This window comes from Erythrobacter sp. NFXS35 (assembly GCF_040148725.1).
Classification (GTDB): Bacteria; Pseudomonadota; Alphaproteobacteria; order Sphingomonadales; family Sphingomonadaceae; genus Erythrobacter.
The window spans coordinates 19,454-33,872 of sequence record NZ_JAGDEB010000003.1; the positions used below are offsets into that span (position 1 = coordinate 19,454).

A 14,419-nucleotide genomic window follows, 5' to 3' on the forward strand; every position below is an offset into this window, starting at 1 on the left:
GTCCCTTCGGCAGGGACGCCGCACCGTATGGACTGCGATGGGTAAAAGGCTGATTGGAAATGATTGCAAGAACCTGGCTTTCTGGATCGCTCGGCATCGTAAGCCTTGCCGGGGTGCCCATGGAGACAGCCGGTCAGGAACAGGAACGGGGTGCTTCCGCTGCCCTCGCCGAAGGATCGCCCGCACAAGCGGACGACACCGTACCAACCAAGGTCCCCGAGGGGTACGCTCTGGTTTGGTCGGATGAGTTCGACGCGCCCGGTTTGCCCGATCCTTTAAAGTGGAAATATGACACGTTCCGCAACAAGGACGGCTGGTTCAATAACGAAAAGCAATACTACGCAGCTGGGCGGGAAGAGAATGCCCGTGTGGTCAATGGACGGCTTATAATAGAAGCCCACAATGAAGATCTGTCACAGGCGGGTTTGGCCGATTGGGGCAAGCAGCAATTCAGCTCGGCACGGTTGATAACGCGGGGTCTCGGAGACTGGACTTACGGCTTTTTCGAGATCAGGGCCAAGCTTCCCTGCGGAAGTGGCACATGGCCCGCAATTTGGATGCTGCCTTCGGACGAGAGCGTGAAATGGCCGGAAGGCGGCGAGATCGACATCATGGAGCATGTCGGATTTGATCCCGGCGTCATCCATCACAGCATCCATACGTCCGCGTTCAACTTTTCCCGTGGAACCCAGAAGACGTCGAGCCACGAGGTGCCCGACGCCTGCAACTCGATGCACAAGTACCAACTCTTGTGGACTGCCGATTTCATGGTGTTCGGCGTGGATGATCGGCCGAAATTGCTGTTCAAGAAAGAGAGCGACAAGCAGGCGCGCTGGCCGTTTGACCAACCACAACACTTGCTCTTGAACATCGCAGTCGGCGGAAACTGGGGCGGCCAAAAAGGAATTGATGCCGCCGCCTTCCCCGCCAGGTTTGAGGTCGACTACGTTCGCGTCTATCAGCCACGCACCGCACCGGGTTGACCGCGTTCAGGCCACAACGCAATGGCCGATGCGCTCGATACGCCCAAGGCGCGGGAGGAAGTGAACGAGATGGAGAAATCGATCCGCTGTCTCGTCCAGCAGATGCCGGGGCACGGCGATTATCTTGTGCGCTATTGCCCGGCTGCGGGCTGAGCGGCTTAACCTGCGGCGAGTGCCAAGCCTGCCAGCGCCCTGCCGGAAAGCCACGCCCCTTCGACGCGGGGGCTGTGCAGGTAATCGCCCGCAATCCCGATGGCTGCCTGGGCATCGTAGCGCGCACCCTCACCCGCCCGCGCGCCGATCGGCGTCTGCGGCATGGCGTAAAGCCAGCGATGCGCGTCAAGGTGCATCGGAGCAACCGGAGCGATGCCAATTGCCGCGAAGAAATCGGCCAGCAACGCCGCAGCGGCCGCATCTTTCGGCAGGTCGAGCACCTCACGGCTGCGCGCCGGGCTGGCGTGGATCACCCAGGTTTCGGCTCCGCTGCGACCCGGCTTGGCCGAATTGCGCGCCGCCCATGATATCGGCGCGGTATCGCTGCGGATTGTGTCTGCGGCGAAGGGCAGAGGCTCGCTAAAGGCAACCATCACCGCCCAGCACGGAGCGGATACGACATCGCTCGCCAGCGCCGCCAGATCGGGCGCGGCACCGGCCAGCAGAACTGCGGCCTGTTCGGCAGGCACCGCGACCAATGCGCGGGCAGCGGCAAACACCTCACCGTCCGTTTCGATGCGCCAGCCCGAGCCGCTCCGCGAAAGCCGCTCGGCCCGCACGCCCCAGCGCACGTTGAGCGCCTGCGCCATTGCCTTCACCGGAGCGTTCATCCCCGGCACCCCGACCCATGCCTCGTCCCCCGCAGCAGGCCATCGGGCGGCAACGCCCGCCGCTTCCCACGCCGCCACAGCACACTTAAACGCCGGATCGCGCGCGGTGAAATACTGCGCGCCGTGATCGAAAGCGATGCTTTGCCCTCCGATCTCCGCCCGCCGTGCTGCCATTCGCCCGCCGGGCCCGCGCCCCTTGTCGAGCACCGTCACCGAAGCTCCGCTGCGCGCCAGTACGCTGGCACACGAAAGGCCCGCCATGCCCGCGCCGATAACGCAATAATCGCTGAAGTTTCCATCCATCCCGCGCCAACGCACGGGAGCTTGGGAGGTTTCAGCAGAATTGGGGTATCAGGGCGCGCTGCGCGGCGCCCTTGCTTCGGCCAGCAATAGCGAGAAACGTTGCTCGCTGTCAGTCCAGCGCGCACGCGGCTCCCACCCACCTGCCGCCAGCAGGGTGTTGGAGGTGCGGCGGGTGAACTTGTGGCTGTTTTCGGTGTGGATGCTCTCGCCCGCCGTCAGGCCGAAACGCTGCCCGCTGACCGAAAAGCTGACATCCTCCTGCGCAACCAGATGCATCTCGATCCGCGCATAGGTGTCGTTCCAGCGCGCTTCGTGCTTGAAGACCGCGACCGGAATATCGGCCTGCAACTCACGGTTGATGCGGTGGAGCAGGTTGAGGTTGAACTTCGCCGTGGTTCCGGCAGCGTCGTCATAGGCGGCGACGAGCACGTCTTCGTCCTTGATCAGATCCATCCCGATCAGCAGCAGCGCGCCCACCCCCAAGGTTTCGCGCATCGACCGCAGCAGATCGGTGGCGGTGCGGGCGACCATGTTGCCGATAGTCGATCCGGGGAAGAATCCCAGCTTGGGCAGCCCGTCGACCTCGGCCGGCAGTTCGACCCGGCGCATGAAATCGGCCTCGACCGGCCAGACCGGCAGGCCCGGAAACTTGGCGGCGAGATCGGCAGCAGCAGCTCGCAGGAAATCGCCGGAAATATCCAGCGGGACGTAAGCCGAAGGCGCAATCGCCGACAGCAGCAGCGGGGTCTTGACCGACGAGCCGGATCCGAATTCGACCACAGCCCGGCCCGGCCCGATCAGATCGGCAAATTCCTTCGCGCCGCCGCGCAGAATCTCGGTTTCAGCGCGGGCGGGGTAATATTCGGGCAGCTGCGTGATATCCTCGAACAGCTGCGATCCGGCATCATCGTAGAACCAGCGCGCGGGCACAGCCTTCTGCGCTTCCGCCAGCCCGTCGAGCACATCGGCGCGGAAGGCCGTGTCCACGCCGGTCGCATCGCGCTCGACCAGCTTCAATCCTTTGGGCGTGGTCATGAATTGCCATCCTTTGCCAGCCTGAGGCCGGTGAACTGCCAGCGTTGGTGGGGGTAGAAGAAATTGCGGTACGACGCGCGCGAGTGGCCGCGCACCGTGGCGCAGCTGGCCCCGCGCAGCACCACCTGCCCGCTCATGAACTTGCCGTTATATTCGCCCACCGCACCCTCTGCCGGACGGAAGCGGGGGTACGGCAGGTATGCCGAGCGGGTGAACTGCCAGCCATCGCCGAACAGCCCAGCGCCGCCGCGCGGCAGCGGGGGCGCAGCGGCATCGAGTTGGTTGCCGCCATCCGGATCATGCGCGGGCAGCACCGCAGCGCCATCCTGACCGCGAGCAATGGCTTCCCATTCGAACTCGGTCGGCAGGCGCGCACCGGCCCATGTGGCGTAGGCATCGGCTTCGAAATGCGAGATGTGTGTGACGGGCGCATTGGGGTCGCGCACCTGCCAGCCCTGATGGGTAAAGTGCTCGTCTTCGCGCCAATAGAGCGGCGCAGCAATCCCTTCGCGCTGAACCCACGCCCAGCCATCGGCGAGCCACAGACGCGCATCGCGGTAGCCGCCATCGGCGACGAACTCCGCCCATTCGCCGTTCGTCACCAGCCGGTCCGCCAGCGCGAAAGGTTCGAGCAGCACGCGGTGACGCGGGCCTTCGTTATCGAACGCAAAGCCCTCTTCGTCATGACCGATAAGCGCGATACCGCCGGGGTGTTGGTGCCAACCGATCGACGAGGCGGCCTTGGCGGAAGCGGTCGGCCCGCCTTCCCACATCGCCGGGCCAAGCGGGTTCTGGAACAGCGCGTGCTTGATATCGGTCAGCAGCAATTCGGTATGCTGTTGTTCGTGCGCGACCCCCAGCGCGACCAGTCCGGCCAGCGCCGGATCATCCAGCAGCGGTGTCATGGCGTCATTGATCGCGGCGCGCCACTCCAGCACCTGCTCCAGCGTCGGGCGTGACAGCAATCCGCGCGCGAAGCGGTCAATCCGCGCGCCTTCTGCTTCATAATAGGAATTGAACAGGAACGGCCAATCCGCGTCACACAACTGGTATCCCGGCGCGTGATCGCGCAGCAGGAAAGTCTCCCAGAACCATGTGGTGTGCGCGAGGTGCCACTTGGCAGGACTGGCATCCTCCATCGACTGGAGCGTGGCATCGGCATCGCTGAGCGGGGCAACCAAAGCTTCGGTCAGGGCGCGGGTGGCGCGGAATTGTGCCGACAGCGAGGGGACGGATTGACCGTCAGCCGCGCCGATGGGCTCGCTACGGGGCACGGGATTCTCCTGTCGTCGCCTTGCTTCCTTGCCCGATCATGCCGCAAAAGCGTGACAAGCGAAAGGCATAGGCGAATGCACCTGCCCCGCGGGGCAACCGGCTCGTCCCTATGCCGCGTTGGCGCTGATCCCGGCATCGCGCGTCCCGGCCGCCTCGTTGAGCATTTCTGCGACGAGGAAAGCGAGTTCGAGCGATTGTTCAGCATTGAGCCGCGGGTCGCAGTGCGTGTGATAGCGGTCGCCCAGCCGTTCCTCGGTGATCGCCACCGCGCCGCCGACGCACTCCGTCACGTCCTGTCCGGTCATCTCGATATGGATGCCGCCCGGATGGGTCCCTTCAGCGCGGTGCACGGCGAAGAAGCCCTTCACTTCGCGCAGGATGCGGTCGAACGGGCGCGTCTTGAAGCCGCTGTCCGACTTCACGACGTTGCCGTGCATCGGATCGCAGCTCCACAGCACAGAATGCCCTTCGCGCTCCACCGCGCGCACCAGCTTCGGCAGGCCGTCCTCGACCTTGTCATGCCCGAACCGGCTGATCAGCGTGATGCGCCCCGCCTCGCGCTTGGGGTTCAATTCGTCGAGCAGCCGGATCAGCGCGTCAGGCTCAAGGCTCGGCCCGCACTTCATGCCCAGCGGATTGCCGATCCCGCGCGCGAATTCTATGTGCGCGCTGCCCGGAAAGCGGGTGCGATCGCCGATCCAAAGCATGTGCGCGCTGGTCGCGAACCAATCGCCGGTCAACGAATCCTGCCGCGTCATGGCCTGTTCGTAAGGCAGCAGCAACGCTTCGTGACTGGTGTAGAAGCTGGTGCCCTGCAACTGCGGCACGGTGGCAGGGTCGATCCCGCAGGCCTCCATGAAATCGAGCGATTCGCCAATCCGGTCGGCCATCTGCGCAAATTTCTCGGTCCACGGCGTGCGGCCCATGAAATCGAGCGTCCACTGATGGACTTGCCTGAGGTTGGCATAACCCCCGCCCGCAAAGGCGCGCAGCAGGTTCAAGGTCGCGGCGGCCTGCGAATAGGCGCGCACCATGCGGGCCGGATCGTTGCGGCGCGACACCGGATCGAATTCGATGCCGTTGATATTGTCGCCAAGGTAGCTTGGCAGGGTCACACCATCGATCGTCTCGGTCGGCGAGGAGCGCGGCTTGGCGAACTGGCCTGCCATGCGCCCCACCTTCACCACCGGACGCTTGCTGGCGAAGGTCATCACCACCGCCATCTGCAGCAGCACGCGGAAGGTATCGCGGATGTTGTTGGGATGAAATTCGGCAAAGCTTTCCGCGCAGTCCCCGCCTTGCAGCAGGAACCCGTGGCCGTTCGCGACATCGGCCAGATCGGCCTTCAGCGCGCGTGCCTCACCTGCGAACACCAGCGGCGGATAGGAAGCGAGCGTGGTCTCCGCCTCGACCAGTTCGGCCGCGTCCTCGTATAGCGGGAGATGCCGCGCTTCGCAGGCTTTCCAGCTTTCCGGGTTCCAGGTCTTGGGCACGTTCACTTCTCTTTCCATCCGTGGCGCGAAATCACCGCGCGGGGGCGCCCGCTACAGGAGGCGGGTTTCAATTGTAAAGCGACAATGGCCGCCGGGACAACATTATTTCCCGCGCAGACTGATGCGCCAACCCGATCAGCGCCCGATCACTTCGCCCCGGGTAGCGGCAGTGCCGCCCGCGGAGGCTTCGGCCAGTTCCTGCCCTTCCGGGATGATCGCCAGCCGGAATGGCACGCCATTCGCGAAATAGCGATCGGCCAGGAACTGCATCACCTGCGGGCTGGTTTGCGAATAATCGGCCAGCAGCGTGCGCAGCAAGGCGACGCGCTGCGGATCGGTGGTCGCGCCTTCCAGATTATACAGCCAGAACTGGTTTCCGGTGGACGCGCGCCGGATCAGCTGGGCGAGCGGTTCCGTCACGCGCGAAAGCTCGTCCGCGGTGGGCGGATTGGCGGCCAGATCTTTCGCGATTCTATCCGCTTCGGCGAAGAACACCGGGACGAATTCGGGCTCCAGCTGAGCGAGCGCGGTGATGCGGCCGCCGCTGGGCAGATCCTCGGGCCAGTTGGAAAACACCTGCGGCGAATAGCTGGCACCGGCCTTTTCCCGCAGCGCATCGAGCAGGCGGTTGTTGAACAGCTGGGTGAGGATTTCGAGCTGGCGGCTTTCGCGCAGGCTCGCCACGCCGCCGCCGCTGGGCCAGGCAACCACGGCGGCGGCCTGATTGGCATCGCCGCGATGGGTGACGACAGCCGGCGCCTCGGTGGTGGCGGCAAAGGACGGCACCCGCGCCGCCACGTCTGCCGGAACCGCCTCACGCGGGGCCAGCGCACCGAAGGTCAGGCGCAGCTGCTCGACGATAGCCGCCTTGTCGAATTCGCCGAACACCAGCACTTCGATCGGGCCTTGCTGCAGCAGCGGCTCCCATACCGCGCGGAAACCTTCGGGCGTCACGGCCTGAAGCGCCGCCGGATCGGGCGTGGCAAACCGCAGGTCGCGCCCGGTCACGAGATATTCGAGATCACGGTTGAGCACGCCGCCGGGACTGGTCGAATAGGTGTTGTAGGCGAGTTCCGCCCCGGCCTTGGCGCGGATCACCGGCTCAGGATCCCAGCGAGGCATCCCGAGCTTGGCGGCGAACAGGTAGAGCTGGTCGGCGACGTCGTCCGAACGGGTCTGCGCGGTGAGCGTGAAGACCGCATCGTCGATCGAAAAGTCGAAGCCGAGCTTGCGGCCTGTCGCCAATCGATCAATCTCGTTCTGCCCCAGTTCGCCGAGGCCCGAACCGACCAGCGCTGCCTCGCCCATCGGGGCATAGACTGCGCTTTCGGCATCGAATGCGCGGTAGCCCGCGCCGAAGCGCACGCGCACCGTCACCCGGCCGGGCTCGGCATCATTGGCCCACAAAAGCGCTTTCACACCATTGGCAAACTCGACCTGCTCGATTTCGAGAACACCCAGCGGCTGCTGGCTGACAATCGTGCCCGGATCGCCCACCGGCGGCAATTCGTCGAACGAAATGCTCTCCGCCGCCAGCCGTGCGCTGCCATCCGCGGCGGCCTCGCTGGCGAGCGCCAGCCGCAGGGCGTTTGCGTCCGCCTCGCCTGCAGCGGGCGTGACATAGACCGAGCGCGTGACCACACCTTCGAACAGCGCCTGCGTGCGTGCCAGCACTTCATCGGGATTGAGGCGGGCTGTCATCCCGCGAAACACATCAAGCACCACGTCCGGCGCAGCGACGGTTTCGCGGATATCGACCGCATTGACCAGATTATCGGCAAGACTGGAGCCGGACTGGACGCTCTCCTGTTCGACCTCGTTGGCGAACACCACGTCGAATTCGGCCGCCTCGCGATCGATCTCCTCCTGCGTCGGCGGATTGGTAATGGCATCGGCTATCACGCTGCGCACATCGGCGAGCGCGGCCTGCCAATCGTCTGTCAGCGGCGCGAAGGTCACGAAGGTCGCATCGGTCGAGCGTGAGACGTCGTCCTGCTGAACCTGCGCATACAGGAAACTGCCGCCGCCGCGCGCACGCGATTCCAGCCGCCGGTTGATGATCGACTGCGCAATCGCATCGAGCAGCAGGCCTTCATTATATTCGATTGTGTCCTGCACGGCGCGCCACGGACGCATGATCGCATAGGTCAGGCTGCGCGGCAGATCGGCCTCCACCCCCACGGCCAGTTCGCCGATGGGTGTGCCGGATACCGGGCTTTGCGCTGCTCCGGCGGGTGCGGACGGATCGCCGAAATCGGGCGCAACGCCGGGTTTGCCGGTGCCCTTCCAGTCCCCGAACCATTGTTCGACCAGCCCGGCCAGCACCAGCGGATCGGCATCGCCCGCGACCACGATCACGGTGTTTTCCGGCCGGTACCAGCGTTCGTAAAACGCCTTCACGTCCGCGCCGTTGGCGGCCCTCAGGGTTTCGTCGGTACCGATCGGATTGCGGGTGGCGAGCCGTTGTCCGGCGAAGAAGGTGCGCCGGGTGATATCGGCCATCCGCTGCCCCGCCCCGCCGCGTTCACGCTTTTCGGCGAGCACGATCGGACGTTCGGCTTCGACATTGGCATCATTGAGAACGGGCGCCTTTATCATGCCCGACAGCAGCTTGAAACTTTCCGCCAGCTTGCCGTCGTTGATGTCGGGGATGTCGAGCTTGTAGACGGTGTGGGTCGGGCTGGTTTCGGCATTGGCATCGCTGCCGAAGGTCGCGCCGAGCCGCTGCCAGGCGGAAATCGCCTCGGCCTGTCCGAGATATTGGCTTTCACGGAACAGCAGGTGTTCGAGCAGGTGGGCGTAGCCCTGCTCGCTGTCCTGTTCGTGCAGCGAACCTGCATCCACCCGCACCCGGATCGAGATCTGGCGCGGCGGCACGCCGTTGCGGCGCACGGCATAGCGAAGACCGTTCTCCATCTCGCCGAACAGCCACTTGTCATCGACCGGGACATCCGAACCGCGATAGAGCCACGGCACTTCGCCCTCTGCCTGAACCGCGACCGGGGCCGGGACTGTCGGCGCAGGCTGTGCGGCCGTTACAGGCGCCTGCTGGGCCAGCAGCGGCTGAGCCAGAACGACGGGAGCAAGCAGAAGGGCGAGAGCGCGGGCCGCGCGGGAGAACGACGTCATACGGCAGCTTATAGTCTGCCCGACCCTGAAGCGATAGTGAATGCTTGCATCCTTGCCCTTGGGGCTGCGGACACCTAAGTTGACGGACATGTTCATAGAAACCGAAACCACACCCAACCCCGCCGCGCTCAAGTTCCTTCCCGGTCAGACCGTGATGGACGCTGGCACGCGCGAATTCGCTTCGCCCGAAGCTGCCGAGGCCAGCCCGCTGGCGCAGGCGATCTTCGATACGGGCGAGGTGGTGAACGTGTTCTTCGGCGCCGATTTCGTCAGTGTCACCGCTGCGCCGGGCGCGGACTGGAGCGCGCTGAAGCCGCAGGTGATCGCGATCCTGCTCGATCATTTCGTCTCAGAAGCCCCGCTGTTTGCAGGCGGTAGCGGAAACGGCATTGCCGTCCCTCCCGAAGACGAGGCCGTGGTCGAAGAACGCGCCGAAGACGCCGAGGTCATCGCCGCGATCAACGAACTGCTCGAAACCCGCGTACGCCCGGCCGTGGCCGGCGACGGCGGCGACATCGCCTATCGCGGTTTCCGCGACGGGGTGGTGTACCTGACCCTGCAAGGATCATGTTCGGGCTGCCCGTCGAGCACCGCGACCCTGAAGCACGGGATTGAAGGGCTGCTGAAACATTACGTGCCCGAAGTCGTTGAAGTCAGGGCCGCCTGAACCTTTCAATCACATCGCGGGGATTTCCCATGACGACGCAATTCCACGACCACGTCCTGTCGGACGCGGCGCTCGCCCAGCTGTTCAATGAAGCGCGCAGCTATAATGACTGGCTGGACCGCGAGGTCACGGACGAGCAACTCCACGCGATCTGGGATCTTATGAAAATGGCTCCCACCTCCGCCAACATGCAGCCGGCGCGGATCGTGTGGGTCAAATCGCCTGACGCCAAAGCGAAGCTGACGGAATGCGTCATGGAAGGCAACAAGGCCAAGGTCGCCGCGGCGCCCGTCACCGCCGTGATCGGCTACGACATCGATTTCCACGAAGAACTGCCGTGGCTATTCCCGCACACCGATGCGAAAAGCTGGTTCGACGGCGATGAGGAAGGCCGCAAGGAAGGCGCGTTCCGCAATTCCTCCCTGCAAGGCGCCTACCTGATGCTTGCCGCACGCGCGCTGGGGCTGGATTGCGGGCCGATGTCGGGCTTCGATGCGGCGGCTGTCAACGCTGCCTTCTTCGCGGACGAGCCCCGCCACCGCGCCAATTTCATCTGCGCGATCGGCTACGGCGATCCCGCCAGCATCTTCGATCGGAGCCCGCGCCCGGATTTCGCGACCTTCAACCGGATTGCCTGACGCGCATCTCCCGCTTGCGCCCTGCCACGCGCTGAGGCATCGGGCGGGGATATGCGGGTGCTCGCCATAGAAACCGCCTCCGAGGCCTGTTCCATCGCTCTGTTCGATGACGAGCGGTTGATCGCGCGCGACCATCGCGTGATCGGCCGCGGCCATGCCGAGGCGCTGGTGCCGATGATCGGTGCGCTGCCGGACAAGGGGCGCGCGGATCGCATCCTCGTCTCGCTCGGCCCTGGCAGCTTCACCGGGGTGCGCATCGGTCTTGCCACGGCGCGCGCACTGGGATTTGCATGGGGCGCAGAGGTGCGCGGCTATCCGACACTGGCACTGGTTGCGGCGCAGGCCCGCGTCGACCACCCGCACGCAGCGGTGACGGTGTGCGTGACCGGCGGGCACGGGGAATGGTTCGTGACCGATTTCGGCGCAGATGGAATGCCGGAGAGCGAAGCCGCCTCGCTCACCCCCGATGCCGCCGCCGCGCGCGCCTGCCGAACGGTCGTTGCCGGCAGCCGCGCAGAGGAGTTCGCGGCGCTGCGAGGCGGAGCGGAACTGGTCGTCGCCGCCCTGCTGCCCGATGCATCCGCCGTGCCGCTGTTGCCCGCCGATCTGCTGACCGGCAATCTGACCCCGATCTATGGCCGCGCGCCGGACGCCACACCGATGTCGGGGCGTGTCCCCGCATGACCGCTTGTCCGCGCCTGCTCGACCGGATCATGGCAGTGATGGAGGCGGCGTTCGATCCGGCTTACGGCGAGGCCTGGAACCGGCGGCAGGTGGCCGATGCCCTTGCCATGCCCAGCACTCATGCGCTGGTGGTCGATGGGGATGGTGATCTGGTATCCGATGGTACAGGCGACGTCGGCACGCCGGCAGGGTTCGTGCTCAGCCGCCACGTGCTCGACGAGGAGGAGCTGCTGCTGATCGCGGTCGTTCCCGGTGCCCGGCGGCGCGGAATCGGCGCGATCCTGATAAACCATCTGTTCGATGCTGCCCGCAGCCGTGGAATAACGAGGATTTATCTGGAGATGCGGCGCGGGAATCCTGCACTTCACCTTTATCGCAAGCTTGGTTTTGCCGCTATCGGGGAGCGGCCCAAATATTACCGCATGACCAATGGCGAGCGGATAGACGCGATTACTTTTGGCCGCTCAATTTGATTTGGCACAATCCGTCCCATCTACGGGGCTAAGTGAAGTCTCCCAGTTGCAAATCTTGAGCGGTTCGGCCATGACCGAAAGGTTGGGGAATATATCGAACATTGACTGAGGAATTTATGCAAGACGTGGAAAATGAAATGAACGAAACGCTTATTACGCTCACCAGCGATATCGTCTCGGCGCATGTCAGCAATAATGATGTTGCTGTCGGCGATCTGCCGGGACTGATTACCAACGTCTATGCGGCGCTTGCCAACCTCGGCGAAAAACCTGTGGTGGAAGAGCCCAAGCCACAGCCCGCCGTTGCCATTCGCAATTCGGTGAAGCCCGAATACATCGTGTGCCTGGAAGACGGCAAGAAGCTGAAAATGCTCAAGCGTTATCTGCGCACCAACTTCAACATGACGCCGGAAGAATACCGCGCACGTTGGAACCTGCCCGCAGACTACCCGATGGTCGCCCCCGCCTATGCCGAAAAGCGGCGCGACCTGGCCAAGAAGATCGGTCTTGGCCGCAAGCCCGGCACCACCCGTCCGCGGCGCGCCAAAAAGACGACCTGAACGCTCGCGACCGGTCCTGTTGAGAGGGGCCGGAAGCCAGCTTGAGCAAGCAGCCCTGTCCCTATAAGGATAGGGCTGCTTTGCTATGCTAGGCCCCGATGGGTTTGGCCATTCGGCGATGGAGCTGTCATTGACCCAGAAAATAGATCTCGAACAATTATGCGCGGAAAAAGGTCTGCGCATAACCGAACAGCGCCGCGTCATCGCCAGAGTGTTGTCCGAAAGCGAGGATCATCCCGATGTCGAACTGTTGCACACGCGTGCATCGGCGATCGACCCCAAGATCTCGATTGCAACGGTCTACCGCACCGTGCGCCTGTTCGAGGAAGCGGGCATTCTCGACCGTCACGATTTCGGCGATGGCCGCTCGCGGTATGAACCCGTGCCCGAGGCGCATCACGATCACCTGATCGATGTCGAGACCGGCAAGGTCGTCGAATTTGTCGATCCCGAAGTCGAGGCGCTCCAGCGACAGATCGCCGAGCGCCTGGGTTACCGCCTCGTCGATCACCGGATGGAACTATACGGTGTGCGGCTCTCGCGTGAGGACTGAGGTGGACGGCGCCCCGCGCACGTCCGCTAAAGAGCAGCGCGAGTGGGAACTGCGCCAAGCCGCCGCGCGCGGCGAGATCACCCCGATCTCACCCATGGGCCGGGTTCGCATCACGATGCGGGCGCTGGCGCTGATCGGCCTGATCGCGGTGTTCGTGCCGCTGCACTACCTTTACCGCACCTTCGCCTATGGCTCGCCCTTCCCGATGCTGTTTCTGCGCTATGCCGCGCGGGTATGCGGTGCCAAGGTCGAGGTGATCGGCACCCATCTGCGGCGCGACGTGTTTTATGTCGCCAACCATATTTCGTGGATCGATATCCTCGCTCTGGCAGGTGCCAGCGGCACGGCTTTCGTCGCCAAGGCGGAACTCGAAGCCTCGCCGGTTGTCGGCTGGCTCGCCAGCCTCAATCGCACCGTCTTCGTCAAGCGCGAGCACCGCATGGGCGTGGCCGAGCAGATCAACGCCTTGAAGGAGGCGCTGGTCGATAACTGGTCGGTCACCGTCTTCCCTGAAGGCACCACCACCGACGGGCAATCGCTGCTACCGTTCAAGACCAGCATGCTGTCGGTGCTGGAACCGCCGCCACCGGGCGTGCTGGTGCAGCCGGTGGTACTCGATTACGGGCCGGTCGCCGAATGGATCGGCTGGATCGGCGAGGAAGGCGGGCTCAACAACGCCAAGCGCTTGCTGGCGCGCAAGGGGACCTTCCGGCTGCGGCTGCATTATCTGGAGCCCTTCAGCCCCGAAGATTTCCGCGGGCGTAAGGCCATCAGTCACGAATCGCGCCGCCGGATCGAGGAAACCTTGCTGGAAGTCCTCTGCCGTCCGCTGCGTGAATTCGCGCACACCGTCCCGCCGGTACGTTATGAACCCCGCGTGGATGGAGAACGGGTCGACTAAAGCCCGGCTCTCACCAGCCAATCGTGGAAGATCCGCACCGGCCGGCTCTCCAGCGCGACCGGCTTGCATACGAACCAGTAGCTATAGGGGCTTTCCACCGGCGCGCCGGGCAGATTGGTGAGCCGGTTGTCGCTGGCGCGGCGCAGGTGATCGTCGTGCATGATCGCGATTCCGAGGCCCTGCGCGGCGGCTTCGAGCATGAGCGCGCCCGAATCGTAATGATCGATCGCGCTCGCTTCCATGTCCTCCAGCCGGTTGGCCTTTTTCCACGCCACGAAGCTTTCGGGCAGTTCATTGTGGATCAGGAAAGTCTGCTTCGCCAGATTCTCGGCTGTGACCTCCGACCCGATGTTGCGCGCCACTTCCTTGCTGCAGATGGCGTGGACGAGATTGTGATCGAGCCGCACCGCGTGCAGCCCGCTGGCCGGCCCGCGCGACAGGATGATCGCTGCGTCGAGCGTGTCGCCCACCCGGTCTTCCAGATGCGGCGCGGTGTCGATGTCGATATGCAGCAGCGGGTGACGCTTGCGCAGTTCGCCCAGCCGCGGGAACAATCGCTGGCTGCCGAACATCGGCAGCACGCCGAGCCGCAGCCGCAGCAGCGCGATGTTGTCCGACTGGCTCTCCACTGCCCGCGCCAGCGCCTCCATATGCGGGTTGACCGCCTCGTAGAACGCCTGGCCTTCATCGGTCAGTTGCATCGACTGGCGGGCGCGGGTGAACAGCTTCTTGCCGACGAATTCTTCAAGATTGCTGATCCGCCGCGACAGCGCCGACGGGCTGAGGCCGATTTCCTCCGCTGCCGCGCGGGCGGAACCCATTCGGACCGTGCGCATGAAAGCTTCGAGCGCGCGCAATGGAGGCAGACGACGTTTGGGCATGGAACCTCTCCTTGGTGAAG

15 protein-coding genes are annotated in these 14,419 nt (G+C 64.4%); 9 read left to right on the forward strand and 6 right to left on the reverse strand.

Annotation, left to right across the window (positions count from 1 at the left end; all coding sequences use genetic code 11):
• Positions 1–59: 59 nt before the first annotated feature.
• Positions 60–983 carry a glycoside hydrolase family 16 protein gene (locus tag J3454_RS11700; protein ID WP_349513964.1) on the forward strand — a complete coding sequence of 308 codons (924 nt, stop codon included), beginning with the start codon at positions 60–62 and terminating at the stop codon, positions 981–983.
• A gap of 21 nt (positions 984–1,004) precedes the next feature.
• Positions 1,005–1,136, forward strand: a complete 132-nt coding sequence (locus J3454_RS11705; RefSeq protein WP_349513965.1) for a hypothetical protein — start codon at positions 1,005–1,007, stop codon at positions 1,134–1,136.
• 5 nt (positions 1,137–1,141) lie between these two features.
• On the opposite strand, the gene J3454_RS11710 is transcribed toward J3454_RS11705, so the two are convergent.
• From J3454_RS11710 to J3454_RS11730, 5 genes are all read right to left on the reverse strand, one after another.
• The gene (locus J3454_RS11710) at positions 1,142–2,110 is read right to left on the reverse strand and encodes an NAD(P)/FAD-dependent oxidoreductase (protein ID WP_349513966.1); all 969 of its coding nucleotides are present in this window, start codon (positions 2,108–2,110) and stop codon (positions 1,142–1,144) included.
• Positions 2,111–2,158: 48 nt separating this feature from the next.
• Positions 2,159–3,145: an L-histidine N(alpha)-methyltransferase gene (gene egtD, locus J3454_RS11715; protein ID WP_349513967.1), complete on the reverse strand. Its 987-nt coding sequence runs from the start codon at positions 3,143–3,145 to the stop codon at positions 2,159–2,161.
• On the reverse strand, positions 3,142–4,419 hold the full coding sequence (gene egtB / locus J3454_RS11720) for an ergothioneine biosynthesis protein EgtB (protein ID WP_349513968.1): 1,278 nt from the start codon (positions 4,417–4,419) through the stop codon (positions 3,142–3,144). The genes egtD and egtB overlap by 4 nt, the downstream gene beginning before the upstream one ends.
• Before the next feature lie 108 nt (positions 4,420–4,527).
• Positions 4,528–5,913 carry a class II 3-deoxy-7-phosphoheptulonate synthase gene (locus J3454_RS11725; RefSeq protein WP_349514576.1) on the reverse strand — a complete coding sequence of 462 codons (1,386 nt, stop codon included), beginning with the start codon at positions 5,911–5,913 and terminating at the stop codon, positions 4,528–4,530.
• A 135-nt stretch (positions 5,914–6,048) separates the two neighbouring features.
• The gene (locus J3454_RS11730; protein WP_349513969.1) at positions 6,049–9,042 is read right to left on the reverse strand and encodes a M16 family metallopeptidase; all 2,994 of its coding nucleotides are present in this window, start codon (positions 9,040–9,042) and stop codon (positions 6,049–6,051) included.
• An 88-nt stretch (positions 9,043–9,130) separates the two neighbouring features.
• Between J3454_RS11730 and J3454_RS11735 the strand changes: the two genes are divergently transcribed.
• The 7 genes from J3454_RS11735 to J3454_RS11765 all read left to right on the forward strand — a co-directional run bounded on the left by J3454_RS11735 (position 9,131) and on the right by J3454_RS11765 (position 13,518).
• Positions 9,131–9,709, forward strand: a complete 579-nt coding sequence (locus tag J3454_RS11735; RefSeq protein ID WP_296720584.1) for a NifU family protein — start codon at positions 9,131–9,133, stop codon at positions 9,707–9,709.
• 29 nt (positions 9,710–9,738) lie between these two features.
• A complete protein-coding gene (locus J3454_RS11740; protein ID WP_349513970.1) occupies positions 9,739–10,347 on the forward strand; it encodes a malonic semialdehyde reductase in 609 nt (202 codons plus the stop codon).
• A gap of 51 nt (positions 10,348–10,398) precedes the next feature.
• Positions 10,399–11,031, forward strand: coding sequence for a tRNA (adenosine(37)-N6)-threonylcarbamoyltransferase complex dimerization subunit type 1 TsaB (tsaB, locus tag J3454_RS11745; protein WP_349513971.1), 633 nt, complete (start codon positions 10,399–10,401; stop codon positions 11,029–11,031).
• Complete coding sequence (locus tag J3454_RS11750; protein ID WP_349513972.1) at positions 11,028–11,504, forward strand: GNAT family N-acetyltransferase; 477 nt, start codon at positions 11,028–11,030, stop codon at positions 11,502–11,504. The genes tsaB and J3454_RS11750 overlap by 4 nt, the downstream gene beginning before the upstream one ends.
• A 116-nt stretch (positions 11,505–11,620) precedes the next feature.
• Positions 11,621–12,064, forward strand: a complete 444-nt coding sequence (locus tag J3454_RS11755; protein WP_349513973.1) for a Ros/MucR family transcriptional regulator — start codon at positions 11,621–11,623, stop codon at positions 12,062–12,064.
• 130 nt (positions 12,065–12,194) lie between these two features.
• Positions 12,195–12,617, forward strand: a complete 423-nt coding sequence (locus J3454_RS11760; protein WP_296720572.1) for a Fur family transcriptional regulator — start codon at positions 12,195–12,197, stop codon at positions 12,615–12,617.
• Positions 12,618–12,711: 94 nt separating this feature from the next.
• Positions 12,712–13,518, forward strand: a complete 807-nt coding sequence (locus J3454_RS11765; RefSeq protein WP_349514577.1) for a lysophospholipid acyltransferase family protein — start codon at positions 12,712–12,714, stop codon at positions 13,516–13,518.
• Here the strand turns inward: J3454_RS11765 and J3454_RS11770 are convergent.
• Positions 13,515–14,399, reverse strand: coding sequence for a LysR substrate-binding domain-containing protein (locus J3454_RS11770; RefSeq protein ID WP_349513974.1), 885 nt, complete (start codon positions 14,397–14,399; stop codon positions 13,515–13,517). The genes J3454_RS11765 and J3454_RS11770 overlap by 4 nt on opposite strands.
• Positions 14,400–14,419: the final 20 nt, after the last annotated feature.

Excerpts from the sequence above, each read along its gene's own strand:
- J3454_RS11700 (WP_349513964.1), top strand. The coding sequence starts at position 60 with ATGATTGCAAGAACCTGGCTTTCTGGATCGCTCGGCATCGTAAGCCTT.
- J3454_RS11705 (WP_349513965.1), top strand. The coding sequence starts at position 1,005 with ATGGCCGATGCGCTCGATACGCCCAAGGCGCGGGAGGAAGTGAACGAG.
- J3454_RS11710 (WP_349513966.1), bottom strand. The coding sequence starts at position 2,110 with ATGGATGGAAACTTCAGCGATTATTGCGTTATCGGCGCGGGCATGGCG.
- egtD (WP_349513967.1), bottom strand. The coding sequence starts at position 3,145 with ATGACCACGCCCAAAGGATTGAAGCTGGTCGAGCGCGATGCGACCGGC.
- J3454_RS11730 (WP_349513969.1), bottom strand. The coding sequence starts at position 9,042 with ATGACGTCGTTCTCCCGCGCGGCCCGCGCTCTCGCCCTTCTGCTTGCT.
- J3454_RS11735 (WP_296720584.1), top strand. The coding sequence starts at position 9,131 with ATGTTCATAGAAACCGAAACCACACCCAACCCCGCCGCGCTCAAGTTC.
- J3454_RS11740 (WP_349513970.1), top strand. The coding sequence starts at position 9,739 with ATGACGACGCAATTCCACGACCACGTCCTGTCGGACGCGGCGCTCGCC.
- tsaB (WP_349513971.1), top strand. The coding sequence starts at position 10,399 with ATGCGGGTGCTCGCCATAGAAACCGCCTCCGAGGCCTGTTCCATCGCT.
- J3454_RS11750 (WP_349513972.1), top strand. The coding sequence starts at position 11,028 with ATGACCGCTTGTCCGCGCCTGCTCGACCGGATCATGGCAGTGATGGAG.
- J3454_RS11755 (WP_349513973.1), top strand. The coding sequence starts at position 11,621 with ATGCAAGACGTGGAAAATGAAATGAACGAAACGCTTATTACGCTCACC.
- J3454_RS11765 (WP_349514577.1), top strand. The coding sequence starts at position 12,712 with ATGGGCCGGGTTCGCATCACGATGCGGGCGCTGGCGCTGATCGGCCTG.
- J3454_RS11770 (WP_349513974.1), bottom strand. The coding sequence starts at position 14,399 with ATGCCCAAACGTCGTCTGCCTCCATTGCGCGCGCTCGAAGCTTTCATG.